At 66.9% G+C, this 23,096-nt stretch carries 18 protein-coding genes and 4 pseudogenes; 10 read left to right on the top strand and 12 right to left on the bottom strand.

Annotation, left to right across the window (positions count from 1 at the left end; translation table 11 throughout):
* Positions 1-19: 19 nt before the first annotated feature.
* Together BQ7388_RS03130 and BQ7388_RS12230 are read right to left on the bottom strand one after the other, a co-directional pair.
* Positions 20-1,327: an alpha/beta hydrolase-fold protein gene (locus tag BQ7388_RS03130; protein ID WP_009278501.1), complete on the bottom strand. Its 1,308-nt coding sequence runs from the start codon at positions 1,325-1,327 to the stop codon at positions 20-22.
* A gap of 233 nt (positions 1,328-1,560) precedes the next feature.
* A complete protein-coding gene (locus BQ7388_RS12230; protein WP_009278500.1) occupies positions 1,561-2,193 on the bottom strand; it encodes a DUF1801 domain-containing protein in 633 nt (210 codons plus the stop codon).
* A gap of 235 nt (positions 2,194-2,428) precedes the next feature.
* Here BQ7388_RS12230 and BQ7388_RS03115 point away from each other — a divergent pair, with 235 nt between their 5' ends.
* A complete protein-coding gene (locus BQ7388_RS03115; RefSeq protein WP_072499758.1) occupies positions 2,429-5,287 on the top strand; it encodes a Cna B-type domain-containing protein in 2,859 nt (952 codons plus the stop codon).
* Positions 5,288-5,430: 143 nt separating this feature from the next.
* On the opposite strand, the gene pdxR is transcribed toward BQ7388_RS03115, so the two are convergent.
* Together pdxR and BQ7388_RS13435 are read right to left on the bottom strand one after the other, a co-directional pair.
* A complete protein-coding gene (pdxR, locus tag BQ7388_RS03110) occupies positions 5,431-6,879 on the bottom strand; it encodes a MocR-like pyridoxine biosynthesis transcription factor PdxR (protein WP_072499757.1) in 1,449 nt (482 codons plus the stop codon).
* Between the two features lie 37 nt (positions 6,880-6,916).
* Positions 6,917-7,258 (bottom strand): 4Fe-4S cluster-binding domain-containing protein, encoded by a 342-nt coding sequence (locus tag BQ7388_RS13435; protein WP_407668474.1) that lies wholly within the window; start codon positions 7,256-7,258, stop codon positions 6,917-6,919.
* 108 nt (positions 7,259-7,366) lie between these two features.
* On the opposite strand from BQ7388_RS13435, the gene pdxS reads away from it, so the two are divergent.
* Positions 7,367-8,707: a pyridoxal 5'-phosphate synthase lyase subunit PdxS gene (pdxS, locus tag BQ7388_RS03100; protein ID WP_129583140.1), complete on the top strand. Its 1,341-nt coding sequence runs from the start codon at positions 7,367-7,369 to the stop codon at positions 8,705-8,707.
* Between the two features lie 288 nt (positions 8,708-8,995).
* The gene (locus BQ7388_RS03095; RefSeq protein WP_072499755.1) at positions 8,996-9,316 is read left to right on the top strand and encodes a type 1 glutamine amidotransferase family protein; all 321 of its coding nucleotides are present in this window, start codon (positions 8,996-8,998) and stop codon (positions 9,314-9,316) included.
* A gap of 26 nt (positions 9,317-9,342) precedes the next feature.
* On the opposite strand, the gene BQ7388_RS03090 is transcribed toward BQ7388_RS03095, so the two are convergent.
* Entirely contained in the window at positions 9,343-10,137 is a 795-nt protein-coding gene (locus tag BQ7388_RS03090; RefSeq protein ID WP_072499754.1) for a protein-ADP-ribose hydrolase, read from the bottom strand.
* Between the two features lie 90 nt (positions 10,138-10,227).
* Here BQ7388_RS03090 and BQ7388_RS03080 point away from each other — a divergent pair.
* Together BQ7388_RS03080 and BQ7388_RS12870 are read left to right on the top strand one after the other, a co-directional pair.
* Positions 10,228-11,148, top strand: a pseudogene (locus tag BQ7388_RS03080) (DeoR/GlpR family DNA-binding transcription regulator); the annotation flags it as partial.
* 58 nt (positions 11,149-11,206) lie between these two features.
* Positions 11,207-12,760: pseudogene (locus BQ7388_RS12870) on the top strand (pyruvate formate lyase family protein); the annotation flags it as partial.
* Positions 12,761-12,883: 123 nt separating this feature from the next.
* Here the strand turns inward: BQ7388_RS12870 and BQ7388_RS12865 are convergent.
* The 3 genes and pseudogenes from BQ7388_RS12865 to BQ7388_RS03060 form a co-directional block, all read right to left on the bottom strand.
* Positions 12,884-13,294, bottom strand: a pseudogene (locus BQ7388_RS12865) (flavodoxin); the annotation flags it as partial.
* Positions 13,295-13,638: 344 nt separating this feature from the next.
* Positions 13,639-14,553 carry a CPBP family intramembrane glutamic endopeptidase gene (locus BQ7388_RS03065; protein WP_072499752.1) on the bottom strand — a complete coding sequence of 305 codons (915 nt, stop codon included), beginning with the start codon at positions 14,551-14,553 and terminating at the stop codon, positions 13,639-13,641.
* An 11-nt stretch (positions 14,554-14,564) separates the two neighbouring features.
* Positions 14,565-15,242, bottom strand: a complete 678-nt coding sequence (locus BQ7388_RS03060; RefSeq protein ID WP_129583139.1) for a TetR/AcrR family transcriptional regulator — start codon at positions 15,240-15,242, stop codon at positions 14,565-14,567.
* A 207-nt stretch (positions 15,243-15,449) separates the two neighbouring features.
* Between BQ7388_RS03060 and BQ7388_RS03055 the strand changes: the two genes are divergently transcribed.
* Positions 15,450-15,884, top strand: a complete 435-nt coding sequence (locus BQ7388_RS03055) for a cupin domain-containing protein (RefSeq protein ID WP_009278486.1) — start codon at positions 15,450-15,452, stop codon at positions 15,882-15,884.
* Here the strand turns inward: BQ7388_RS03055 and BQ7388_RS03050 are convergent.
* Positions 15,869-16,540 carry a CPBP family intramembrane glutamic endopeptidase gene (locus BQ7388_RS03050; protein WP_456319921.1) on the bottom strand — a complete coding sequence of 224 codons (672 nt, stop codon included), beginning with the start codon at positions 16,538-16,540 and terminating at the stop codon, positions 15,869-15,871. The genes BQ7388_RS03055 and BQ7388_RS03050 overlap by 16 nt on opposite strands.
* Before the next feature lie 299 nt (positions 16,541-16,839).
* Here BQ7388_RS03050 and BQ7388_RS13190 point away from each other — a divergent pair.
* Together BQ7388_RS13190 and BQ7388_RS03040 are read left to right on the top strand one after the other, a co-directional pair.
* Positions 16,840-17,037, top strand: a pseudogene (locus BQ7388_RS13190) (glycine radical domain-containing protein); the annotation flags it as partial.
* A 45-nt stretch (positions 17,038-17,082) separates the two neighbouring features.
* Entirely contained in the window at positions 17,083-17,754 is a 672-nt protein-coding gene (locus BQ7388_RS03040) for a transaldolase family protein (protein ID WP_072499749.1), read from the top strand.
* A 411-nt stretch (positions 17,755-18,165) separates the two neighbouring features.
* On the opposite strand, the gene BQ7388_RS03035 is transcribed toward BQ7388_RS03040, so the two are convergent.
* Complete coding sequence (locus tag BQ7388_RS03035) at positions 18,166-18,960, bottom strand: cation transporting ATPase C-terminal domain-containing protein (RefSeq protein WP_234946799.1); 795 nt, start codon at positions 18,958-18,960, stop codon at positions 18,166-18,168.
* On the opposite strand from BQ7388_RS03035, the gene BQ7388_RS03030 reads away from it, so the two are divergent.
* Both BQ7388_RS03030 and BQ7388_RS03025 read left to right on the top strand, forming a co-directional pair.
* On the top strand, positions 18,862-19,701 hold the full coding sequence (locus tag BQ7388_RS03030; RefSeq protein ID WP_083558233.1) for an aldo/keto reductase: 840 nt from the start codon (positions 18,862-18,864) through the stop codon (positions 19,699-19,701). The genes BQ7388_RS03035 and BQ7388_RS03030 overlap by 99 nt on opposite strands.
* 99 nt (positions 19,702-19,800) lie before the next feature.
* The gene (locus BQ7388_RS03025) at positions 19,801-20,121 is read left to right on the top strand and encodes a carboxymuconolactone decarboxylase family protein (RefSeq protein WP_072499748.1); all 321 of its coding nucleotides are present in this window, start codon (positions 19,801-19,803) and stop codon (positions 20,119-20,121) included.
* Positions 20,122-20,540: 419 nt separating this feature from the next.
* Here BQ7388_RS03025 and BQ7388_RS03020 read toward each other — a convergent pair whose 3' ends face one another.
* Positions 20,541-21,608: a branched-chain amino acid aminotransferase gene (locus tag BQ7388_RS03020; protein ID WP_268794039.1), complete on the bottom strand. Its 1,068-nt coding sequence runs from the start codon at positions 21,606-21,608 to the stop codon at positions 20,541-20,543.
* A 359-nt stretch (positions 21,609-21,967) separates the two neighbouring features.
* Positions 21,968-22,951, bottom strand: a complete 984-nt coding sequence (locus BQ7388_RS03015; protein ID WP_234946795.1) for a P-type ATPase actuator domain-containing protein — start codon at positions 22,949-22,951, stop codon at positions 21,968-21,970.
* Positions 22,952-23,096 lie beyond the last annotated feature (145 nt).

The raw sequence follows: 23,096 nt of genomic DNA, 5'->3' as shown, positions 1-23,096 counted from the left end.
TCCGCGGCTGCAGTGTGGTCTAGCTGCGCTTTGACTTGGACCGGCTGGTCTTGCCAGACTTGAGCCGGCGGGCCTCGTCCCTCTCCGCGTCGACCTCCGCCTGCACCTCGGCGAGCGCGGCGGCAAGGCGCTCCGCCTCCCCCTGGGCTGCAGCCACGGCCTCCTTGGCGGAGGCGAGACGGGCCGTGGCGTCCGCCTGGGCTTGGGACGCCCGCTCGACGGCAGCCTCGGCCTCGCCCGCGATCCAGCGCGCGGAGCCCAGGCGCTCGGCGGCCGCGTCTGCGGCCGACTGCGCCGCACCCGCCGCCTTCGTGGCCTCGGCCAGCAGCAGGGCGATGCGGTCCCTCTCGGCCCAGGCCTCGGCGGCGGCGACGCTGAGCTCCTCGTCCTTCTGCGCTGCCGCCTCGACGGACTCTGCCTCGTCGCGGGTGCGCTTGCGAGCGGCCCTGAGCTCGGACTTCGCCTGCTTCAGGGCCTCGGACGCCTCCCTGAGCTCGACCGCCGCGGCCTCGCTCTGGTCGGCGGCATGCTCCGCCTCGGTGCGTGCGGACGCGAGACGGGCGACCAGCTTGCGGTCGATGAGGCCGTTGGGCGCCAGGAGGCAGGGCAGCAACTGGCGTGCCTCCTCCTGCCACCAGAACCAGCTGGGCACGACGTCCCAGCCCCAGTACTCGAAGCTTGCCTCGAGCCCCAGCTCGCAGCAGAGTGCGTCGAGGCCACGCTGGGAGCCCAGGCCGAGCTCGTCGGAGGAGCGACCACAGACGAAGGCAAGCTGCTTGCCAGCAAGGGCCTTCATGCCCTTCGCGTCATTGGCAAGCGTTCGCACGATGTCGACGGGAGAGACGTCAAGCCACGCCTGGTCGGGGTCGGCTCCCGCAAACGCGCGCGCGTCATAGCTGCCCGACATCGCGAGGAGCCCGCCCAGCCTCTTGGGCTGTCGCAGCATGAGTGCCGTGGCGTTGAGCGCGCCGATGCTGGCACCGGCAACGAGCGGCAGCTCCTTGCTGGCGGAGTGCCGTGCCGCATAGGGAAGGAGCTCCTTCTCCACGTAGCCTTGCCATTGCTCAAGGTTGCGCAGGCGGTAGTCGTCCACGGCGCCGCGGGCGAGCCAGGTCTGCGCGTCCATGGACTCGGTGCAGAAGAGCTGCAGCTCTCCAGCCTCGATGCGCTCGCGAAGCGCCTCGACCATGCCGCCGTTCTCCCAGCTGGTGCTGCAGCCGTCCTCTGACGGGAAGGCGATGACCGCGCGTCCGGCATCGCCATAGACTGACACGTCGAACGACCTCTGCGCCAGCTTGCTTTGGATGCTGATGTCTGCCTGCTTCATGGGAGACCTCCGGTCTGGCTCGTCGGCGGCGCATCGCCCAGCGATGCCCTGGTATCCAGGCTTAATTGTACGCGCTCGAAGGACGGCCGAAGCGCCAGCGGGCCGCTCGCAGGCCACGCCTGGCGAGGGCGCACCGAAAAAATGCGCATTGGATTACGTTCAGGCGAGGACATTCTGGGCAAACGCGGCGCGTCTCCACAATTCGACACTACCGTGCGCATTTTTTTGGCGCACTAGTCCGATTCCCCAGCCAACCAGAGACAGATGCGCGTGACAAGTCCCCTTGGGAGCGGCTCGTCATACTCCAGGCGCAGCGTCCCCTTCGAGCTGCGGCGCGAGCCAAGCTCTTGGGCGAAGTGGTCGAGAGCGGCCGCTCCCGGGTAGATTCCGACATGGCTCGCGTAGCCCGCGAAGTGCAGAAGCAGCTTCCCGTCCAGCCGATAGCTGGGCATCTGCCACGAGATGGTCTCCTCGGCCCCTGGGAGAGCGTCAACGACAGTCGCCCTGAGCTCGTCCAGCAGGAGGCGACGCTCCGCAGGCTGGGCCTCTAGGTACTCGTCCGCCGTGCGAGGTCCCGCGACGACGTCAGGGGCCTCGGGGCCGCCCACCTCCGCACCGCCCGACGACGTCGCATCCTTCTCCTTGCGGGACGGACGGTGCTCCATGCCCATGTACACGCCACCGCGCGCAAGCTCGTCCAACATCTGGGCGATATGCCGCTCGCGCGTGGCCGGAAGCTTGGCGCGGTCAATCCAACCCAGGTAGTCGTTTCGTTGGTAGGCGGGGCGCTGGTCGTAGTCCGCCCTCAGCCCGCGAGACTCGAGCAGCTCAAGGACGTCCTGCGGCATGGGGTTCCTCGCGCGCATACCATCCTCCCTTGGTTATTTAAACGAGAGACGCAGTCAAAGACGGCACCGGGCCTCATGCTGAGCAGATATCGACAGGCGACAAACACTGTATTTTTGGAAAATCATACACAAACGGAACCAGATATTATCTGCTAGATGCAGGAATTCGGTTACCATGGCACAGATACGATGGAATTTGACAAAGACGCCCTTCTGGAGAAGACAGACCAAACACACGAGAGGAAGGCCCGCCATGAAGAGCAGGCTCTTTGCCCTTTTGGGCATGGTGCTGGCATTCTGCATCTGCCTACCCCTAGGCATGCGGACAGCCCTTGCCGAGAGTGACCACCCCATCTATGTGAACGGCTCCACCGGGTCTGACAGCAACCCCGGCACGGAGGATGCGCCGGTGAAGACCTTCGCCAAGGTCAAGGAGCTGCTGCCCGGCTCGGGCTTCGACTTCGCCTACGTGAGCGGGGCGCTCAAGCCCTCTGGCGACGAGACCTGGGACCTCGGCGGCAAGATGCTCCAGCGGGCGTCTGGTTACTACGGCGAGCTCATCCATGTCGGGGGAGGCGCGAAGCTGACGCTCGCCAACATCGTCGTAGATGGCGGCATTGACAACGGCAGCTGGGCAGAGTGCACGGGCGGCTCAGGCGAAGGCGGATCCATCGTTGGCGTGTTCGACGGCGGTGCGCTGACGATCGCCGAGGGCGCCACGTTGCAGAACAACTACATCCGCAGCGAGGGGCATTGGTACCCCGAGGCAGGAGGCGGGGTCTTCGCGAAGGATGCGGGCACCACGGTGAACGTCGAAGGCGGCACCATCCGCAACAACTCCGCCGTCCGCGGCGGCGGCATCTACGGCTGCGATAATGCCGTCATCAACATGTCAAGCGGCACCATCACGGGCAACCACGCCGTCGATGGCACAAACAGCAACCCCGATCTTGATCAACGCTATGGCGGTTCCGGCGGCGGCATCTGCGTGTTCGATGGTGCCGACATCAACCTCTCGGGCGGCACCATATCCGGCAACGATGCCTTCGAGCGGGGCGGCGGCATCTCGGTAGGCACATTCTTTGGCCCCCAAAGCCAATCCGTCCTCACCATGACCGGCGGCACGATCGACGGCAACAGCGCCGGGAGCGGTGGCGGCGGCATCTTCGTGCAGTACGGCGACGATTCCGCCTATAGCATCGCGACCATCACCGGCGGCAGCATCACCAACAACGCCATGACGGGCGAAGGCGATGACAACGGCATGTTCGGCGGCGGCGGCATCTACGTCAACGGCATCGGTGACGGATATACCGGCTGGCACGACGCCGAGCTCTATCTCTCGAACGTCGAGGTGGCTAACAACTCGACGAAGGTCTACGGCGGCGGCTATGCTGCCTGCCCCGCCTCCGTCACCGAGATCAACCTGACTAACGGCTCGGTCTTCTACAACAACAAGGCCGACGAGGGCGCCAACGAGCTCTACATCCTCGCCGCGACCTGGCTCGGCACCCACAGCGGTAACCCTCCCTACGAGATCTCGCCCTCCATGCTCGGCGGTGGCGCCTACAGGTGGACCTACGACGACGGCAGCGAGGTTCCCCTCGACGACCTCAAGGGCGTGCTGGATGCCTGGTCCGGTCAGGAGCTCTCGCTCGGTAACGCGCTGACCAAGGACGATCCGGGCGTGCAAAAGGCACTCGGTTTGGCGAAGGTTCACATCACGGGCAACAGCTCCGCCACACGCGGTGGCGGTATCGGCTCCAACGGCACCGTGTTCATCGGCAAGTCCGTCGAGACCACCGAGATCAAGGTCACCAAGACCTGGAACGACGGCTCCGAGCAGAACGCCACCCATCCGGGCTCGGTGCTGGTCAACCTCTATCGCGACGGCCAGTACGTGGGCTTCCAGAAGGTCACCCCCGACTCCGACGGCAACTGGACGGCGACCTTCCAGAACCTCCCCAAGAACGACCCCAGCGGCCACGTGTACGACTACACCGTCGAAGAGCGCAAGGTCGAGGGCTACGTCCCCGAGGTCAGCGGCAGTGCCGCAGAGGGCTTTGTCATCACCAACACCCCCGCCACCTCCGTCCAGGTGAAGAAGAGCTGGGTCGGTCCCGTCGCAGGACCCGTGACGGTAAAGCTCCTGGCAGACGGCCACGACACGGACAGGGAGCTCGCACTCAACGAAGGGAGCGGCTGGAAGGGCAGCTTCGACGACCTGCCCAAGTATGCCGAGGACGGTCACGCGATCGCATACTCCGTGCGGGAGTCCGACGTGCCCGACGGCTACGAGGCCAGCGATCCGGCGGGTGACGCAGCGACCGGCTTCACCATCACGAACACCAACGTCGAGAAGGTCCACGTCCAGGGAAGCAAGACCTGGGACGACGACAACGACCGCGACGGCCTGCGACCCGCGAGCATCACGGTGCGGCTCCTCGCCGGCCAGACGGAGGTCGCAAGCAAGGAGGTCACGGCAGAGCAGGGCTGGAGCTGGGACTTTGGCGAGCTGCCGAAGTACGACGGCAACGGCAGCCCCATCAGCTACCGGATCGTCGAGGACAAGGTCGGGGGCTATGCGAGCACGACGTCCGAAACCGACTTCGACGTCACCAACACGCACTCCCCCAGCGTCACCTTCGTCAAGGTGGAGAAGGTCTGGGACGACGCGGACAACGCCTCCGGCAAGCGTCCCGCCTCGGTGCGCGTGCAGCTGACGGCCAACGGCAAGGCCACGGGCGACGCGGTTGAGCTCTCCGCCGCCAACGGCTGGAAGCACAGCTGGGACAAGCTGCCCGTCAACGAGGCCGGCAAGAAGGTCACCTACGCGGTCCAGGAGGTCGAGGTCCCCGACGGCTACGCCTCCGAGGTCACGGGGAACGCTGGTGAGGGCTTCACGATCACCAACAAGCTGACCACCACCCCTCCCGACAAGACCCCCAAGAAGCCGAAGCCTGAGACCCCGAGCAAGGCAACCCCGAAGCCGAAGCCCGCGACGCCCAAGACCGGGGATGACAGCGCCTCGCCCATCGCTCCCCTGCTCGCGTCGGCATGCGCCCTGAGTGCGGGACTCGCCCTGCGACGCGGCGCGCGTCGCGAGGACTAACACCAGGCGAGAGCATCCACGACACCGATTGACGGTCCAGGCGGCCAGCGGAGTCAACTCCGTTGGCCGCCTTCTCGTTGGCATGACGGACGGAACGGATACGCCACCCGCGTTGCCAGCACACCAATGTTTGGCGCGAACCCCTAGCGTGCGTTCCTGACGAGAGCGGCCAGACGCGCGGCAACGGACGCGACGTCACTCTCACCAAGACTTGAGTAGCTCATCACGAAGGCGTGCCGGTCGGCCTCGGGCGCCTCGCCCCCGGCGTAGAAGCCGCTCATCGCCCGCAGGGGCACGCCCGCCTCGCGGCACGCGCGCTCGAGCTCCTGGTCGCTCGTGCCGGAAGGCAGCTCCAACCGTAGGACGAAATGCAGCCCCGCGTCCTTTGACCTCACGTCCGCGAGACGCACCCCAAGCTCCCCCTCAAGCGCGAGGAGAAGCCGGTCCCGCAGGTGGCGACAGCGCGTGCGCGTTCGGTTCACGTGCCGCTCGAAGCTGCCGGACTCTATGACGCGCGCCAGGACGAGCTGGTCGACGGTGCCCACGGTGCCCGACGCGAACGAGAGCTCGTCTCGCCAGCGCCGCGCCAGGGCCTCGGGCAGCACGGCGTACGCCACGCGGAAGGCCGAGCCAAGGCTCTTGGTGAAGGTGTTGGTGTATATCACACGACCCGCGACGTCGACGGACTGCAGCGTAGGCGCCGGCAGGCCCGAAAGGCGGAACTCGCAGTCGTAGTCGTCCTCGACCACGTAGCGCCGGGGACGCTCCGCCGCCCAGGCCAGGAGCTCGTAGCGGCGGCCAACCGGCATGACGACACCCGTGGGGAACTGGTGGGACGGCGTGACGTGCGCGACGTCGGCGCCGTTCGACCTGAGGCCGTCCACGACGAGGCCCGCCACGTCCATTCCCACGGGGACGACACGCACGCCGCTGGCCTGGTAGAGGCGGCGCAGCTGGGGATATCCGGGGTCCTCCACCGCAAAGCAGAGGTCCCGGCCCAGGAGCTGCGCCAGCATGGCGTCGAGCAGCTTGGAGCCGGCGCCCACCACGACCTGGTCCGGCGTGGCCGCGAGCCCGCGCGTCTGGGCCAGATGGCGACAGATGGCGGCGCGTAGGCGGGGTGACCCCAGGGGATCGGTCTGCCCGAGCAGGGAGCGCTCGTCCTCCTCGGCAAGCACCTCGCGTGTGATGCGCGCCCAGTTGCGAAGGGAGAAGAGGCCCGCTGAGCCCAGCTCCGCCTCCTCGTCGGGGAGGGTGGGAACGAATCGTTGCGCCCCGGACCCATGGGCTGGCCCCGACGCCATGGCGTGGCTCGGGACGAGGGGCCGCGCAGCTCTCGCCTGCCCGGAGGCGCCCCGTGCCACGAAGTAGCCCCGGCGCTCGGCAGACTCGACGTAGCCTTCGGCCAGGAGCTGGCGATACGCCGCCTCCACCGTGATCACGCTCACGCCCAGGTGCTCCGCCAGGCGACGCTTGGGGGGCAGCCGGTCGCCCGCCACGAGCCGCGCCGACTCTATGTCTGCCCGCAGGCACTTGTAGAGGTGCGCGTACAGCGTGTCGCTGCCACGCCGCCCCATGTCGTAGGTAAGCATTTCTGACCCTGTTCTGGACTGGTACTGACCTTGTTGATTAATCATCTATTGGATATAGCGACAATATCAGACTCAATCTAGCCTTTGGTTCGTGACACCAGACGGCCTGCGCGGACGGGCGGGGGCACACGACCAAGGGAGAATGGCATGGCAACGGAGCNGTCACGCGCTCGCCCGCCCCAGCGCAGAGATCGACGCAATGCCCGCAGCCCACGCAGGAGGCGCGCTCCCACTCCAGCTCTGGCTCGCGCCGCTGGCTCTCTGGGTTGGCGCACCACTGGCAGCGCAGGGGGCAGCCCTTCAGGAAGACGACGGTACGAATGCCCGGGCCGTCGTTCAGGCTGAACTTCTGGACGTTGAAGACGGTCGCCGTCTGCATGCTGCCTCCACGGGGACGTTTTTCTCGCCTTGACTTCTCTTCCGTGTCACCTATCATTATATTTACGTTCGTAAGTATATATTATTTCTTACGTAATTAGGAGAACGGATGGAGAACGCACCGCACTTTGGGTCTCTCACCCCGCGTATGCAGGCGTATCGCGAGGAGGTCCTGGACGAGAAGCCCTTCGTCGACGCCGAGCGCGCCGTCCTCTGCACCGAGTCCTACCGCCAGACCGGCAGCCAACCCCCCGTCCTGAGGCGCGCGCTCTCGTTCGCGCACATCCTGGACAACATGAGCATCTACATCGAGGACAAGACCCTCCTCGCAGGCAACCAGGCCACCAAGAACTGCAACGCGCCCGTCTTCCCCGAGTACACGCTGGGCTTCGTCCTGGACGAGCTCGACGAGTTCGACAAGCGCGACGGTGACGTCTTCCACGTGACCGACGAGGACAAGGCGCGCATCCGTTCCATCGCCCCCTTCTGGGAGGGCAACACCCTGCGCGAGCGCGGCCTGGCGCTCCTGCCCGACGAAGTCGCCGTCTTCATGGAGACGGGCGTCCTTGGCATGGAGGGCAAGCTCAACGCGGGCGACGCCCACCTGGCCATCAACCACGCGCGCCTGCTGCGCNTCATGGACGTCACCACGCCCGAGCAGGCGCGCGTCGCGGAGGAGGCGGGCGCGGTCGCGGTCATGGCCCTGGAGCGCATACCGGCAGACATCCGCGCGGCAGGTGGCGTGTCCCGCATGAGCGACCCCAAGATGATCAGGGGAATCCAGGAGGCGGTGGGCATCCCCGTCATGGCGAAGTGCCGCATCGGCCACTTCGTCGAGGCGCAGGTCCTCCAGGCGATTGGCATCGACTTCATCGACGAGAGCGAGGTGCTCTCGCCCGCGGACGACCTGAACCACATCGACAAGACCGACTTCGCGGCGCCCTTCGTCTGCGGCGCACGCGACCTGGGCGAGGCGCTGCGCCGCATCGCCGAGGGGGCGGCGATGATCCGCACCAAGGGCGAGGCCGGCACGGGTGACGTGGTGCAAGCCGTGAGCCACATGCGCAGGATGAACGCGCAGATCCGGCAGGTCCAGAGCCTGCGCGTCGACGAGCTCTTCGAGTTCGCCAAGGAGCTGCAGGTGCCCCTGGGGCTGCTGAGGCGCGTTCATGACGAGGGCAGGCTACCCGTGGTCAACTTCGCCGCCGGTGGCGTGGCGACCCCGGCGGACGCGGCGCTCATGATGCAGCTGGGCTCTGAGGGCGTCTTCGTCGGGTCGGGCATCTTCAAGAGCGGCAACCCCGCCAAGAGGGCTGCGGCCATCGTCGAGGCCGTGCGCCACTACGAGGACGCCGAGCTCGTCGCCCGCGTGAGCGAGGACCTGGGCGAGGCCATGGTTGGCCTCAACGAGGACGAGGTAACGCTGCTCATGGCCAAGCGCGGGAGGTAGGGGCCGCAGGCGCGCCCGGACAGGCCGGAACGGAAGGCTCAGCCGCCAGGCCGATGGGCGCGACCTGCACGACCTACATTTCAGGCGCAACGGGCGCGGCGCGGTCACCCAGTTCGGTGGTCGCACCGCGCCTTGCGCGCCGATACTCGGAGGGGCACCAAGAAACTGTACATTGGATTTCTTTCAGGCGATAAAATCCTGGGCAAACGTCCCTCGCCTCCACAACTCTGAGGAATCATGCGCAGTTTTTCCCACGAAGTCTGATAGGTCGCGCGCGATAAGAATTGGATGTCGGGTATCAGGATAAAGAGCGCAGGCGAGGCCGCCGTCCCAGGAACGACCACCCACCCATTCCGCGCGCCCGATGGCTCCTACCTGGTTGAGGGCAAGCGCGTCAGCGGCTTCACCAACATGGAGGAGAAGCTCAACCGCACGGCGAAGGCCATGCCCTTCTCACCCGAGGACGAGATCGGCAAGCGCGGCGGCAGGTTCACCAAGAGGCCGCCGTTCAGCACGTTCGCCGTCGCTGACGGGCGCCTGATTAGCGGCCAGAACCCCATGTCGGCCGCCAAGACCGCCACGCTGCTCGTCGAGGCCCTGCAGGCGTAGGCGGCAGGGCCCTGCGTCCTTGCCCGCTACCCTAGCAGCCCCCGGTAGATTTGCTCATCCCGGGCGAGGAACACGTTGAAGACCACCTGGTCGACCGCACCGGGATGCTCGTCGAGCCAGTTGCGGACGGAGCCCACAGCGATGCGCGCCGCCTCCTCCTGAGGGAAGCCGAAGAGCCCCGTGCTGATACAGCAGAAGGCGACGCTACGGTCGCCCGCCTCGCTCGCAGCGTCGAGGCAGCTCGCATAGCAGTCTGCCAGCTGGCTTCGGTGCAGTCGCGTGGGCGCACCTCCCGCGATGGGTCCCACGGTGTGGACGACGTGGCGCGCCGGAAGGTTGTACGCCGACGTCAGCTTGGCCTGGCCCGTCGGCTCCTCGTGGCGCTGCGCCGTCATGAGCCGCGCACACTCCTCGCGCAGCTGCACCCCCGCGTAGCTGTGGATCGCGTTGTCTATGCAGTGGTGTCCAGGCACCCAGCAGCCCAGGAGCTGCCTGTTGGCCGCGTTGACGATGGCATCCACCTCGAGGGCGGTGATGTCGCCACGCCAGAGCGAGAGGTGCCCGTCGACGTCGCAGCGCGGCAGCTCCGTGGCACGCACGATGCCCTTCTCCTGGGCAAGCTCGCGCAGGAGCCGGTCCTGGCGCACATAGAACTCGTCGCTCGTCCGACGCGGCTCACGCAGGTTCATCAGCGCCCTGAGGTAGGGCCAGAGCTGGCCCGGCTCCGTGGCCGAGGCGCGGCTGGCCGAGCCGCGCTCCTCCTCGAGGTAGTCGATGAGCCACCTGAGCTCTGACTCCCTCTTGTCTCCAATGGCACCCATGGCACCTACGCCCCCTCGGCGAGCTTCGCCCTCAGCCCAGAGATCACCTTAGCCGCATCGTCGCGAATCAGGATCGCGCGATCAGCCAGCATGGCGGGAGCCAGCGGCTCCATGGCGTTGACCTGTGTGTACGTCGCCCGCCCTTCCCATTGGCATCGCGACCCCCCCCTCCCGTTTCCGCAAGCGTTTCCGTCCATTCTTACCCAAGCGAGAGGGGCTCTGGCGCACGATGCCCCCGCTTCCTCTCGCCTGTATTTTTCTTCCTTTTTGCTAGAATGTGCTTTCGTACGTAAGAAACATGCCACTGCCATAGCTTCGCGTCGATGCGCTGCCACACAGTCGCCCTCTTGGTGCAAGCCAGACAGAAGGTCCCACATGTCCAAGCGCGACGCCAAGATCCTCGAGCTGCTCACAGTCGAGAAGAAGATGGAGGTCACGCGCCTGTCGGAGCGGCTCGGCGTCTCCAACGTCACCATGCGCAAGGACCTCGACTCGCTCCAGGACCGCGGCCTCGTGCTGCGCGAGCACGGCTTTGCCCTCCTTGCCAACCCCAACGACGTGAGCGGGCGCCTGGCGTACCACTACGAGGAGAAGCGCCGCATCGCCCAGCGCGCGGCCGAGCTCGTGCCCGACGGCTCCACCGTCATGATCGAGAGCGGCAGCTGCTGCGCTATCCTCGCACGGGAGCTCGCCAACACGAAGCAGGGCGTGACGATAGTCACCAACAGCGCCTTCATCGCCAGCTACCTGCGTGACTTCCCGAGCGTCGAGGCAATCCTGCTGGGCGGGATCATGCAGCGCGACTCCCAGGTCACCGTGGGTCCGCTCCTGCGCACCTGTGCCCGCGAGTTTGCGGTCGACCACCTCTTCGTGGGAGCGGACGGCTGGATCGACGGCGTGGGCTTCACCAACGGCGACCAGATGCGCGCCGAGGCGGACCGCACGATGGCAGAGTCGGCCGGACACGTGGTCGTGCTCACGGAGTCCGAGAAGTTCCGCCAGCACGGCGCCATCCCCCTGCGCTTCGGGGACAAGCCGCTGAGCGTCGTGACCGACCCCGGCCTGGGCCATGAGACCCTCCGGAGGCTGGAGNGAGGACAAGGCGCGCATCCGTTCCATCGCCCCCTTCTGGGAGGGCAACACCCTGCGCGAGCGCGGCCTGGCGCTCCTGCCCGACGAAGTCGCCGTCTTCATGGAGACGGGCGTCCTTGGCATGGAGGGCAAGCTCAACGCGGGCGACGCCCACCTGGCCATCAACCACGCGCGCCTGCTGCGCGAGGGACTTCGGGGCTACGAGGAGCGGGCTCGCTCCGCCATGGACGCGCTCGACCTCACCGACCCCGAGTCCATCGACAAGCTGGCGTTCTACCGCGCCGTCCTGACGGTCATCCCCGCCGTCCGCCGCTGGGCCCGGCGCTACGCTGGCCTCGCGCGCGAGCTCGCGGCAAAGGAACAAAGTCCCTCTCGCATTAGGGAGCTCGAGCTCATGGCCAGGACCTGCGAGCGCGTGCCTTTTGAGCCTGCGCGCAGCTTTCGCGAGGCGGTGCAGGCGGTGTGGTTCTCGCAGGTGTTGCTGCAGATCGAGTCCAACGGCCACTCGCTCTCGTACGGCCGCCTCGACCAGTACCTGCTCCCCTACTACCAGGCGGACGTCGAGGGCGGCGCCATCACGCGCGAAGAGGCGCTCGAGCTTCTGACCAACCTCTGGATCAAGTCGCTCACCGTGCAGAAGATCCGCAGCAGGTCGCACACGCTCTCGTCGGCCGGCAGCCCCATGTACCAGAACGTCACCATCGGCGGCCAGACCACCGGACACGAGGACGCGGTCAACAAGCTTTCGTACCTCGTCCTGCAGTCCGTGGCGCAGACCCGCCTGACCCAGCCCAACCTCACGGTGCGCTACCACGCGGGCATCGACAAGCGCTTCCTGGACGAGTGCGTCGAGGTCATGAAGCTGGGCTTTGGCATGCCCGCCCTCAACAACGACGAGGTCATCATCCCATCGTTCGTCAAATGGGGCGTCGCCGAGGAGGACGCGTACGACTACTCCGCCATCGGCTGCGTCGAGACCGCCGTGCCGGGCAAGTGGGGCTACCGCTGCACCGGCATGAGCTACCTCAACTTCCCCCGGCTGCTCCTCTGCTGCATGAACGGCGGCGTCGACCTCACCAGCGGCCAGCGCTTCACCAGGGACTACGGCCACTTCACCCAGATGGGCAGCTTCGAGGAGCTGATGGGGGCGTGGGACAAGACCATCCGCGAGATGACCCGCTACTCCGTAATCGTCGAGAACTTCATCGACAAGGCCTCCGAGCGAGAGGTGCCCGACGTCCTCTGCTCCGCCCTCACCGACGACTGCATCGCCCGCGGCAAGACCATCAAGGAGGGTGGCGCCGTCTACGACTTCATCAGTGGTCTGCAGGTGGGCATCGCCAACATGGCCGACAGCCTCGCCGCCATCAAGAAGCTCGTGTTCGAGGAGGGCAGGATCGGGCGGCAGGAGCTCTGGGACGCGCTGCTCGACGACTTCGCCTCGCCGGAGGGCGAGCACATCCGGCGCATGCTGGCGGAAGACGCACCCAAGTACGGCAACGACGTCGACTACGTGGACCAGCTGGCCGTGGAGGCCTACGAGCCCTACATCGACGAGGTCGCGAGGTATCCCTCGACGCGCCACGGACGCGGGNAGCTCGCGCACCCAGGACGCGAGCTCGGCCGCAGAGGCGCCGGCGCTCAACCTGCGACCACCGCGCACCGTAGCGTCGGGCACGAGCTGCTGCATGCGCTCCGGAGCCTTGCCCAGACCACTTCCGCCGCTGGTGGCAAAGGGCACGACGGTCTTCCCGGAAAAGTCGTGAGCCTCCAGGAAGCTGTCTACGATGCGCGGCTCGACGTACCACCATACGGGGAACCCCACGAAGATGACGTCGTAGCCAGAAAGGTCGACGTCGTCGCCCGCAAGCTCGGGACGGCAGGACTCGTCCCGCATCTCGACGCTGCTGCGCGACGCCCTGTCGTTCCAGTTGAGGTCGGCGCTGCTGTAGGGTCGCGCCGGCGCGACCTCGTGCAGGTCGGCCCCCGCGGCGTCTGCCAGCGTCTTTGCCACGCGCGCAGTGGTTCCCGTGGCCGAGAAGTATGCGACCAGAACCTTTGCCATGATCCTCTCCCCCTCCATGGACGCCGGCGGACGCACCATGCGGCCAATCGGCGCCCCGCTCGTTGGGATAATCATGCGCCGACGTGGAGCCATCGTTCAATGCCCAGAATCGTCGCGCGTGGAGTCGTCCGGCATCCTTCCCAACTCGGCAAAAATTGAAATTTTGCCGAGTTGCATGTGAGCTAGCTGGGGCCTTGCAAAACGAGTCAGCAAAATTTCGAATTCTGCGGACTTCGCCGGCGCGACGCGGCAACATGCGGACTTCGCCGGCGCGGCACGGCAACCTCACGCGAGAGCCTGCGTACTCGGACGGCACGCGACGGCGGCACGCGGCAGTCCGGCCGCTACTCCTCCACGAGCAGGGGTTCTCCGGCCCTCTCCAGGCGACGAAGCCTGGCAAGGAGCAGCGCCGCAGCCACGACGAAGCCCACGCCGCCCAGGATGCCCGTGGGCGCCGGACCCACGAGGGGATTGCCTGCCGTCCGCGCGAAGGCATAGCTCAGCCCCGCCGTCCCGTCGAGCGAGCCGTGCGCGAGCGTCGCCGGGATGCAACTGCCCGACCTCAGCGTGAGGTAGCTCAGAAACACCCCCACCACGGTGCAGTAGGCACAGCAGGCGACGACCCCCGCGACGGGAAATCCCGCGTAGCCCGCTCCGTACTCGCTGCCCAACACGACCAGAGGGGCGTTCCACGCGCCCCACACCAGGCCGCTCGCCAGAATCGCCCTGGTCACGGAGCCCTCCTCGAGCAGCTTGGGAAGAAGGTAGCCCCTCCAGCCCCACTCCTCCCCAAAGGAGTAGACGAAGTTGGCCATCGGGGCAACGACGATGATGCCCAATGCGAACGGGATTCCCTCGAACACGAGGTCGAGGTTGCCCAGCAGCGGCAGCTCCTCGCGCGCATAGCTCATGCTTGGGTCGAAGGCACCGAGAACGACCAGGTAGTAGAGGCAGGCTCCCACCGCCGCGAGCACGACGGGCCCAAGGTATCCCGCAAGCCAATAGCGCCAGGTCTTGTCGAAGCCCGCCGAAGTGAGGTGGGATGTGCCCTGGAACCCCTCTCCCGTGACGGCCCTCGTCACGATGACGGCGATCGAGGGCGCGAGCATGATCGCCCCCGTGACCAGCTTGGTGGCCATGGGCAGGTAGCTTGCCAGCGCGCTCCTGCTCATGGGGTACACCGCAAGGAACGCATACGCCCACGCGATCCCAAAAGTCACGAGCAGGAAGATGAGGATCCGCCTTCTGGTGTCACTCATTCGGGAACCAGTCACCTGCCACTCTCGCCTGGCTGCGGCTGCCGTGCCGAGGCCCGCTGGGCTGGCGGCTGCCGTGCCGAGGCCTGCTGGGCTGTGGCCTGACGGGCCGCCGGTTCTCCGCCGACGTCACGCACGCTACGGACGCCGTCCTCGATCAGGCCGCCCAGGAGCTCGGCAAGCCGTTCGGGCGAGACGCGCCTTCCCCCTTCCACCCAACGGCGGAACATCACATGCGAGGCACCGCTGGCAAAAGAGTTGACGAGGTCCTTCTCCTCGGGCGGAAACGACGCGAAGGGGTCGAAGCCCTCCCGGTTGCTCCGCAGAGATCGTGCCGACACGGCCTGGAAGAGGTCCGCCCAGCGCGGGTCGCAGATGAGCCGCTCGGCAAAGGCGTCACGCGTGTAGAAGTCGACGAAGACCCGCGTGAGCCTCTTGTAGTCGTAGGGCACGGGCAGCTTGGAAACCTCGTCGGCGTATTGCTGGCACACCTCTGCGACCATGTCCTCATACAGCGCCTCGATGCAGCTGTAGTGCAGGTAGAAAGTCTTGCGATGTATGCCCGCGCGCTCCGACACTGATGTGACGGTCACTGCGTCGGGGCTGCCCTCCACCACAATCTGGCGAAACGCCTCCCTGATCGCGTCGCGCGTACGCCGCGAGCGCTGGCTCCTCTCGACCGCCTGATCCATGGCCCACACCCCCTCCCGGCCCATGCGACGTCCGTCATGCCACGCAAGGCACCACCTTGGGCACAAGTGGCCATTGAAGATGGGCGCGGCTGTGGCTAGCGTCTGGAACATACAGTATATCCACGTGAGCAGCGCGCCGGCACGTGGTCCGGGCCGGGAGTGGCCCCGAGCTGGCTTCCAGGAGGCACGCAGATAGGGGGACGCGACATGAAGTACCTCGACGGGGAAGAGTTCCAGAAGGCGGACGCCTTTGGCGTGGGAGGGCCCAACGACGCGTACGCGGCGTACTTCGTGGGCAACTCCTACCTCAAACTGCTGACGGACCCGAGCAAGGTCTCGCTCGCGGTGGCAAACGTGAGCTTCGAGCCGGGCTGCCGCAACAACTGGCACGTCCACCACGCCAGCGAGGGCGGCGGGCAGATCCTCATCTGCACGGCCGGAGAGGGCTGGTACCAGGAGTGGGGCAAGGAGCCCGTGGAGCTGACGGCGGGCAGCGTGGTCTCGATCCCGCCCGAGGTGAAGCACTGGCATGGCGCCAAGAGGGACAGCTGGTTCTCTCACCTTGCCATCGGCGTGCCTGGCAAGGACGCGTCCAACGAGTGGCTCGAGGCCGTGAGCGACGAGGACTACCTGGCGCTGTAGCTACGCCGGAGGCAGTCCGCGTCACGACATGCAATGACGCCGCAGCGGGCGATGCGGCGGCGGGGTGGGACGGTCTGCGGCAAACGGCACGAACGAGTCTTTATGGCGAGAGGAGCCAACGATGGTCCTTGAAGAGAGCTTCGTCCTGAGNGCGCCGCAGCCACGACGAAGCCCACGCCGCCCAGGATGCCCGTGGGCGCCGGACCCACGAGGGGATTGCCTGCCGTCCGCGCGAAGGCATAGCTCAGCCCCGCCGTCCCGTCGAGCGAGCCGTGCGCGAGCGTCGCCGGGATGCAACTGCCCGACCTCAGCGTGAGGTAGCTCAGAAACACCCCCACCACGGTGCAGTAGGCACAGCAGGCGACGACCCCCGCGACGGGAAATCCCGCGTAGCCCGCTCCGTACTCGCTGCCCAACACGACCAGAGGGGCGTTCCACGCGCCCCACACCAGGCCGCTCGCCAGAATCGCCCTGGTCACGGAGCCCTCCTCGAGCAGCTTGGGAAGAAGGTAGCCCCTCCAGCCCCACTCCTCCCCAAAGGAGTAGACGAAGTTGGCCATCGGGGCAACGACGATGATGCCCAATGCGAACGGGATTCCCTCGAACACGAGGTCGAGGTTGCCCAGCAGCGGCAGCTCCTCGCGCGCATAGCTCATGCTTGGGTCGAAGGCACCGAGAACGACCAGGTAGTAGAGGCAGGCTCCCACCGCCGCGAGCACGACGGGCCCAAGGTATCCCGCAAGCCAATAGCGCCAGGTCTTGTCGAAGCCCGCCGAAGTGAGGTGGGATGTGCCCTGGAACCCCTCTCCCGTGACGGCCCTCGTCACGATGACGGCGATCGAGGGCGCGAGCATGATCGCCCCCGTGACCAGCTTGGTGGCCATGGGCAGGTAGCTTGCCAGCGCGCTCCTGCTCATGGGGTACACCGCAAGGAACGCATACGCCCACGCGATCCCAANCCTACTCCACCCGCCTGCACGGCTACCACGTCCAGTTCAACGTGGTCTCGCGCGAGACGCTGATCGACGCGCAGAAGCACCCCGAGGACCACAAGGACCTCATCGTGCGCGTCGCGGGCTACAGCGCCTTCTTCAACGCGCTCAGCAAGGCCACGCAGGACGACATCATCGGACGCACCGAGCAGACGCTCTAGAATCAGGAAGCAACAGGGCAGGAAGGGCCAGGGGAGAGGAACGACATGGAGTTCTTCATCGACACCGCAGACATCGAGGCCATCAGGGAGCTGAACGCGTTTCTCCCCCTTGACGGCGTGACCACCAACCCCACGATCATCACGAAGTCCGGCAAGACGCCCGAGCAAGTCTTCGCCGAGCTCGAGGAGGTCCTGAGCGAGGACCAGAAGATCATCGCCCAGGTCATCGCGACCGACTACGAGGGCATCCTGGCGGAGTCGCGACGGATCGCGTCCCTGCGCGGCGGCAAGAACGTCGTGGTCAAGATTCCCGTGTCGCGCGTGGGACTACGCGCCATCCCGGCCGTCAAGGCCGAGGGCATATGCGTGCTGGCGACGGGCATCTACAGCCCCGACCAGGCCTTCTGGGCCGCGAAGGCGGGTGCGGACTACCTGGCGCCCTACGTCAACCGCATGTGCAACTACGGCGACGGCGTGAGCCAGGTAATCGAGCTCGTCGACACCCTGGCCACCTACGGCTTCGACGCAAAGGTCTGTGCCGCGTCGTTCAAGAACGTCGACCAGGTGCATCAGCTCCTCGCGGCGGGCACTCCCGCCGTCACCGTTGCGCCCGACGTAATCCGCGCGATGGTTGACCACCCCGGCACCGCCATCGCCGTGGACGAGTTCACCGACAACTGGCAGAAGGCCTACGGAAGGTCCACGCTCGAGGCGTAGGGTCTGAGGCCGGAGGCAATGGATGCCGCTCGAGAGGTGGAAAGGACAGCATTTCGCGTGAAATGCTGTCCTTTTTCTCGCTCAACTGGGCAAACGCAAAATTTGACAGCATTCTACGCAGAATGCTGTCTTGGAGGGCCTTCGCCAAAGCAAGGTCGACTGCGGCTACCCCAGGCCCAGGCTCACAGTCCGAGCTCGCGCACCCAGGACGCGAGCTCGGCCGCAGAGGCGCCGGCGCTCAACCTGCGACCACCGCGCACCGTAGCGTCGGGCACGAGCTGCTGCATGCGCTCCGGAGCCTTGCCCAGACCACTNCCACCAACCCACTTCGAATCCGGCACGCGGAAGGCCCGAAGTGGGTCGCGGACCAGCAAGTAGGTCGTGGGTTAGCAGGCGAGCCGAGGCCAGTCGCTAGCCGCGGGCACGCCCTCGCACGCCCCGCACGAGGACGAGGCGGTTCGCCACCATTGCCGCAAGCGCGTACGCCACGCAGACGACGGCCACGACCCCCAGCCCCCACGCGGGAAGCGCGACGAAGTCCAGCGGCTCGGCCAGAGGCGAGAGGGGCAGCCATGCGCCCAGGAGCCCCACCGCGACGGCGACCAGGGTCACGCGCCAGGAGGCGCGGCTCTGGACGAGCGGCAGCCTGCGCGTGCGCATGACCTGCACGGCCAGGAGCTGCGTGACCAGGCTCTCCGTGAACCAGGCGCCCTGGAAGACCGCCACGAAGAGGGCGCGCCGTGCCGCCATCCCCGCGCCGGCCGCCGCGAGCTCCGCCCAACTGCCACCCGCGACGGCAGGGCAGACCCAGAAGAAGAGCAGGCCAAAGGTGAGAAGGTCGAACGCCGAGCTCACGGGCCCGATCCGCCTCATGTAGCCGCCCAGCGAGCCCACGTCCCAGCCGTTGGGCGCGGCCACGGACTCCTCGTCCACGTTGTCCCAGGGAATCGCCGTGCAGGCGATGTCGGAGAGCAGGTTGAGCAGGAGCATCTGGGTGGCACGCATGGGCAGGAAGGGCAGGAACAACGACGCGGCGAGCACGCTGAAGACGTTCCCGAAGTTCGAGCTGGCAGCGATGCGCACGTACTTCTCCATGTTTGCGAAGGTGTGACGACCGGCCATGATGCCCCTCTCCAGCACCATGAGGTCCTTCTCGAGGAGGATGATGTCCGCCGTCTCGCGCGCGACGTCGGTCGCCCCCTCCACGCTGATGCCACAGTCGCTCTGGCGNACACCGCCCAGGCCTACGGCAACGAGCGGGGCGTGGGCGAGGGCGTGCGCACGGCAGGCGTCGCGCGCGAGGAGCTTTTCGTGACCACCAAGCTGGCGGCCGAGTCGAAGGACCGCGCCACTGCGGCGGCTGCCATCGACGAGTCGCTGCGAAAGGCAGGCCTCGACTACTTCGACCTCATGCTCATCCACAGCCCCCAGCCCTGGGAGAACTGGCGCGAGGGCAGCTACGCCGAGGGCAACCGCGAGGCCTGGGAGGCGCTGGAGGATGCGTACCGCGCGGGCAAGCTCCGTGCCATCGGCGTCGCCAACTTCGAGGAGGCGGACCTCCAGAACCTGGAGGCCGAGGACGTGCGGCCGATGGTCAACCAGCTCCTGGTCCACGTGGGCAACACCCCGGAGCAGCTCATCCGGCACTGCCGGGACAAGGGCATCCTGGTCGAGGCGTACTCTCCCGTCGCTCACGGCGCAATCCTGGACGACCCGAGGGTCGCCGGAATGGCCGAGCGATACGGCGTGAGCGTGGCCCAGCTCTGCATCCGCTACGACCTGCAGCTGGAAACCCTCCCCCTGCCCAAGACGGCGAACCCCGACCACATGCGCCAGAACAGCGAGCTGGACTTCGAGATCTCTGACGAGGACATGGACACGCTGCGCGGCTACGACGCGGTCGACTACGGCAGCTATGCGGCGTTCCCCGTGTTCAGCGGAAAGTAGGGCGCCTGGAGCAGGGACGCGACGGGCGCGCGACGGGCGCGCAGACGGGCGTTCGGCCCAGACGAATCGAGAAAAGGCATCAGGCGAGAGGGGCCAGGCATGGCAGTGAGGCAGACGGCAGGACGCGACCAGCTGGGCGAGTTTGCCCCCAAGTTCGCGGAGCTCAACGACGACGTGCTGTTCGGCGAGGTGTGGAGCCGGGAGGAGGAGCTCTCGCTGCGCGACCGCTCGCTGGTCACCGTGGTCGCGCTCATGGCGCAGGGGCTCGTCGACTCGTCATTCAAGTACCACCTGATGACGGCGAAGAAGAACGGCATCACCAAGGAGGAGATCGCCGAGGTCATCACCCACGCCGCCTTCTATGCCGGCTGGCCCAAGGCCTGGGCCGCCTTCAACATGGCCAAGGAGGTCTGGAAGTAGGATACGGCCGTGCCGGGCTGGGTGTGACTGAGTTGGCCGTGCCGGGCTGGGTGTGGCTGAGTTGGGTGTGGCTGGACCGAGCCGGAAGGCGCAGCGCCGCCCAATCTTGCGATCGTGGACTGAATTGGCCCCGCACGGCGGCAAAACTGTCCACACTGGCAAGACTAAGCCTTACAGCATGAGGCTTCGGACGAGAGTGACGCGCGTACGATGCCGGCCGCACCGTCTCACCAACGACCCGCATTCATGCTCGTACCGCACGCCACGCGCCACGCTGCGCTCGTTCCCTATGCACGCAGAGCTTGCACCCGGACACATCACGCACGTCGACGCAACGCGCCCCGGGGCCGAAGCCCCGGGGCGTGGCATGTCTCACGCGACGAAGAGCCTCACGGCAGCAACGCCGGCGCGCCTCTCGCCTACTCGACGTCGATCTTGTGGACCCAGTTGAACTTGTCCTCGACCTCGCCGGACTGGATGCCGGTCAGGGTCTCGCGCAGCTTCCTCATGACAGGTCCGACCTCGTCCATGCCGTAGACGACCTCGCCATCGGGGCCCACGACCTTGCCCACCGGCGAGATGACGGCCGCGGTGCCGCACATGCCGCACTCGACGAACTCGCCGATCTCGTCGAAGCGCACGGGACGCTGCTCGACGGTCATGCCCAGCATGTTCTGGGCCACGTCCACCAGCGAGCGGCGCGTGATGGAGGGCAGGATCGAGTCGGTCGCGGACTGGGGAACCACCAGCGTGCCGTCCTTCTTGACGAAGAGGAAGTTGGCGCCGCCGGACTCCTCCACGAAGGTGCGGGTCTCGGGGTCGAGGAACATGTTGTCGGCGTAGCCCTCGGCATGCGCCTCGACGCTGGGATACAGCGACATGGCGTAGTTGAGGCCGGCCTTGATGTTGCCGGTACCATGGGGAGCTGCGCGGTCGTACTCTGAGACCTTGACCGCGACGGGCCTGACGCCGCCGGAGTAGTACGGGCCAACGGGGGTCACGAGGATGCGGAACTGGTACTCGTCGGCGGGCTTGACGCCGATGACGTCACCGGTGGCGATCATGAGCGGGCGCACGTACAGCGTGGCGCCAGAGCCGTAGGGCGGCACCCATGCAGCGTTGGCGCGTACGACCTTCTCGACGGCGTCGACGAAGCGGTCCTCGGGGAAGGGCGGCATCACGATGCGCCTGGCGGAACCGGCCATGCGGGCGGCGTTCTGGTCGGGACGGAAGCAGACCACGTCGCCGTTCTTGGTGGTGTACGCCTTGAGGCCCTCGAAGACCTCCTGGCAGTAATGGAAGATGCCCGCGCACTCGGAGAGCGTGATGCTGTGGTCGGTGGTAAGCGCGCCCTCGTCCCAGGCACCGTCCTTGTAGTTCGAGACGTAGCTGTAGTCCGTGGGCATGTAGCTGAAGCTGAGGTGCTCCCAGTCCAGGTCCTTCTTCTGCATGTGGCCCTCCTTGCCTTGTTTGTGGTTCGCGCGGATGCAGCCCGGGAGCGTCCCAGGCGTCACCTCCGCCGCGATGCACAGTGTACTCTCGCCCTTGCGGGCGCCCTGAGTAGGTGACGCTCCCGAAACATGGGAGGGGCTTCTCCTCGCGTTCATCATCTGGTCAAGCATCTTGCGGACGGGTGCCACCGGACGTCGGGACGCGGGTGGCAGGAGGCGTGGCGCGGGCTGCGCTCACCTCAGCGGCGGGGCACGTGGTCGGCAATCCAGCGGCGGGGCGCACGGTCGGCACAGGAGGCCCGAAGTGGGTGATTTCCGTCCCCTCGAAGGCGAGAAAACCACCCACTTCGAGCGCGCGACAGCAACTCACTCACCCATTTCTCGCCTCTCGCGCGCTAACGCCGAAGTGAGTGGTTACGCCCTTCTCGCCCGCGAGAGAACCACNCGGGCGTGAGTCCCACGGCGACGCTCGAGGCGAAGAGCAGGGCGGCGAGCCAGTCCCCCTTGGTGAGGCCGTTCGCAAGCAGGACCAGAGGGGCGATGACCAGGGTCATCCTCATGAAGAGCGCGCCAACCTCGTCAAGGCTGCGCTGGTAGGCGCCCTTGGGACGCACCTCTCCAAGCGAGCTGGCAACGCGTCCGAAGGCGGTCCCCTCTCCCACGGCGACCACGACGCAGCTAGCCCCGCCCGAGATGACGGTGGACCCCATGAGGGCGACGTTGGGCAGGTCGGTGACCTCCCGGCTGGCGGCAGCGCACTCGTCCAGCGCGGCGGCGCAGCGCTCAACGGGAGCGCTCTCGCCCGTGAGGGAGGCCTGGCTGACGAAGAGGTCGCGCGCGTGGGTGAGGCGCACGTCGGCGGGGACGATGTCGCCCGCGCGCAGGTGGATGACGTCGCCTACCACGACTTGGTCGAGCGGGAGCTCGGCGCGTCCGACGTCCGCGCGCTCGACGCAGCAGGTGGTCTGGATCGAGCGCGCCAGCGCCTCCGCGGCGTTTGCGCTGCGGCGCTCCTGCACCTCACGCATGAGGACCGAGATGCCCACCATGACCAGGATGATGAGGGTGGTGGATGGGTCGCGCTGGCCAGGCTGGGCAAATGCGACGTCAGTCACGAACGAGACGATGGCCAGCACGACGAGGATGTCAGTGAAGGGGTCCGAGAACACGGACAGCAGACGAGAGAAGACGGACGGCCGGTCGGGCGCGCCCACCACGTTGGCGCCCCACTCGGCGCGGGACTCCTCGACCTCCTCGGGCTCAAGGCCCGCCTCATGGCTCTTGAGCTCGTCGAACGCCTGGTCGATGGACAGGGTTGCGAGGTGGCGCAGCCAGGAGAGCCTCAGCTCCCCAGCAGTGCCGACGTTGATCAGGGACATGCTATGGCCCCCTCCCTCCAGCTGGTCCCGCCTGCATGGCGGAAACCAGGGTCAGGGGGCGCAGGCGCTCGGGCTTGCTAGCTCAGACACGGCGCGGCAAAGGCGCGGGCAGGCGCCCCCTCTCGGAAATTGCATGATCGACTGT

The sequence above is a fragment of the Olsenella phocaeensis genome, from assembly GCF_900120385.1.
Lineage (GTDB): Bacteria > Actinomycetota > Coriobacteriia > Coriobacteriales > Atopobiaceae > Olsenella_I > Olsenella_I phocaeensis.
Note: the sequence above shows the minus strand (reverse complement) of the source record. Positions and strands in the feature narration are given on the sequence as shown.

Excerpts from the sequence above, each read along its gene's own strand:
- BQ7388_RS03130 (WP_009278501.1), bottom strand. The coding sequence starts at position 1,327 with ATGAAGCAGGCAGACATCAGCATCCAAAGCAAGCTGGCGCAGAGGTCG.
- BQ7388_RS12230 (WP_009278500.1), bottom strand. The coding sequence starts at position 2,193 with ATGCGCGCGAGGAACCCCATGCCGCAGGACGTCCTTGAGCTGCTCGAG.
- BQ7388_RS03115 (WP_072499758.1), top strand. The coding sequence starts at position 2,429 with ATGAAGAGCAGGCTCTTTGCCCTTTTGGGCATGGTGCTGGCATTCTGC.
- pdxR (WP_072499757.1), bottom strand. The coding sequence starts at position 6,879 with ATGCTTACCTACGACATGGGGCGGCGTGGCAGCGACACGCTGTACGCG.
- BQ7388_RS03095 (WP_072499755.1), top strand. The coding sequence starts at position 8,996 with ATGTCGGGTATCAGGATAAAGAGCGCAGGCGAGGCCGCCGTCCCAGGA.
- BQ7388_RS03090 (WP_072499754.1), bottom strand. The coding sequence starts at position 10,137 with ATGGGTGCCATTGGAGACAAGAGGGAGTCAGAGCTCAGGTGGCTCATC.
- BQ7388_RS03065 (WP_072499752.1), bottom strand. The coding sequence starts at position 14,553 with ATGAGTGACACCAGAAGGCGGATCCTCATCTTCCTGCTCGTGACTTTT.
- BQ7388_RS03060 (WP_129583139.1), bottom strand. The coding sequence starts at position 15,242 with ATGGATCAGGCGGTCGAGAGGAGCCAGCGCTCGCGGCGTACGCGCGAC.
- BQ7388_RS03055 (WP_009278486.1), top strand. The coding sequence starts at position 15,450 with ATGAAGTACCTCGACGGGGAAGAGTTCCAGAAGGCGGACGCCTTTGGC.
- BQ7388_RS03040 (WP_072499749.1), top strand. The coding sequence starts at position 17,083 with ATGGAGTTCTTCATCGACACCGCAGACATCGAGGCCATCAGGGAGCTG.
- BQ7388_RS03025 (WP_072499748.1), top strand. The coding sequence starts at position 19,801 with ATGGCAGTGAGGCAGACGGCAGGACGCGACCAGCTGGGCGAGTTTGCC.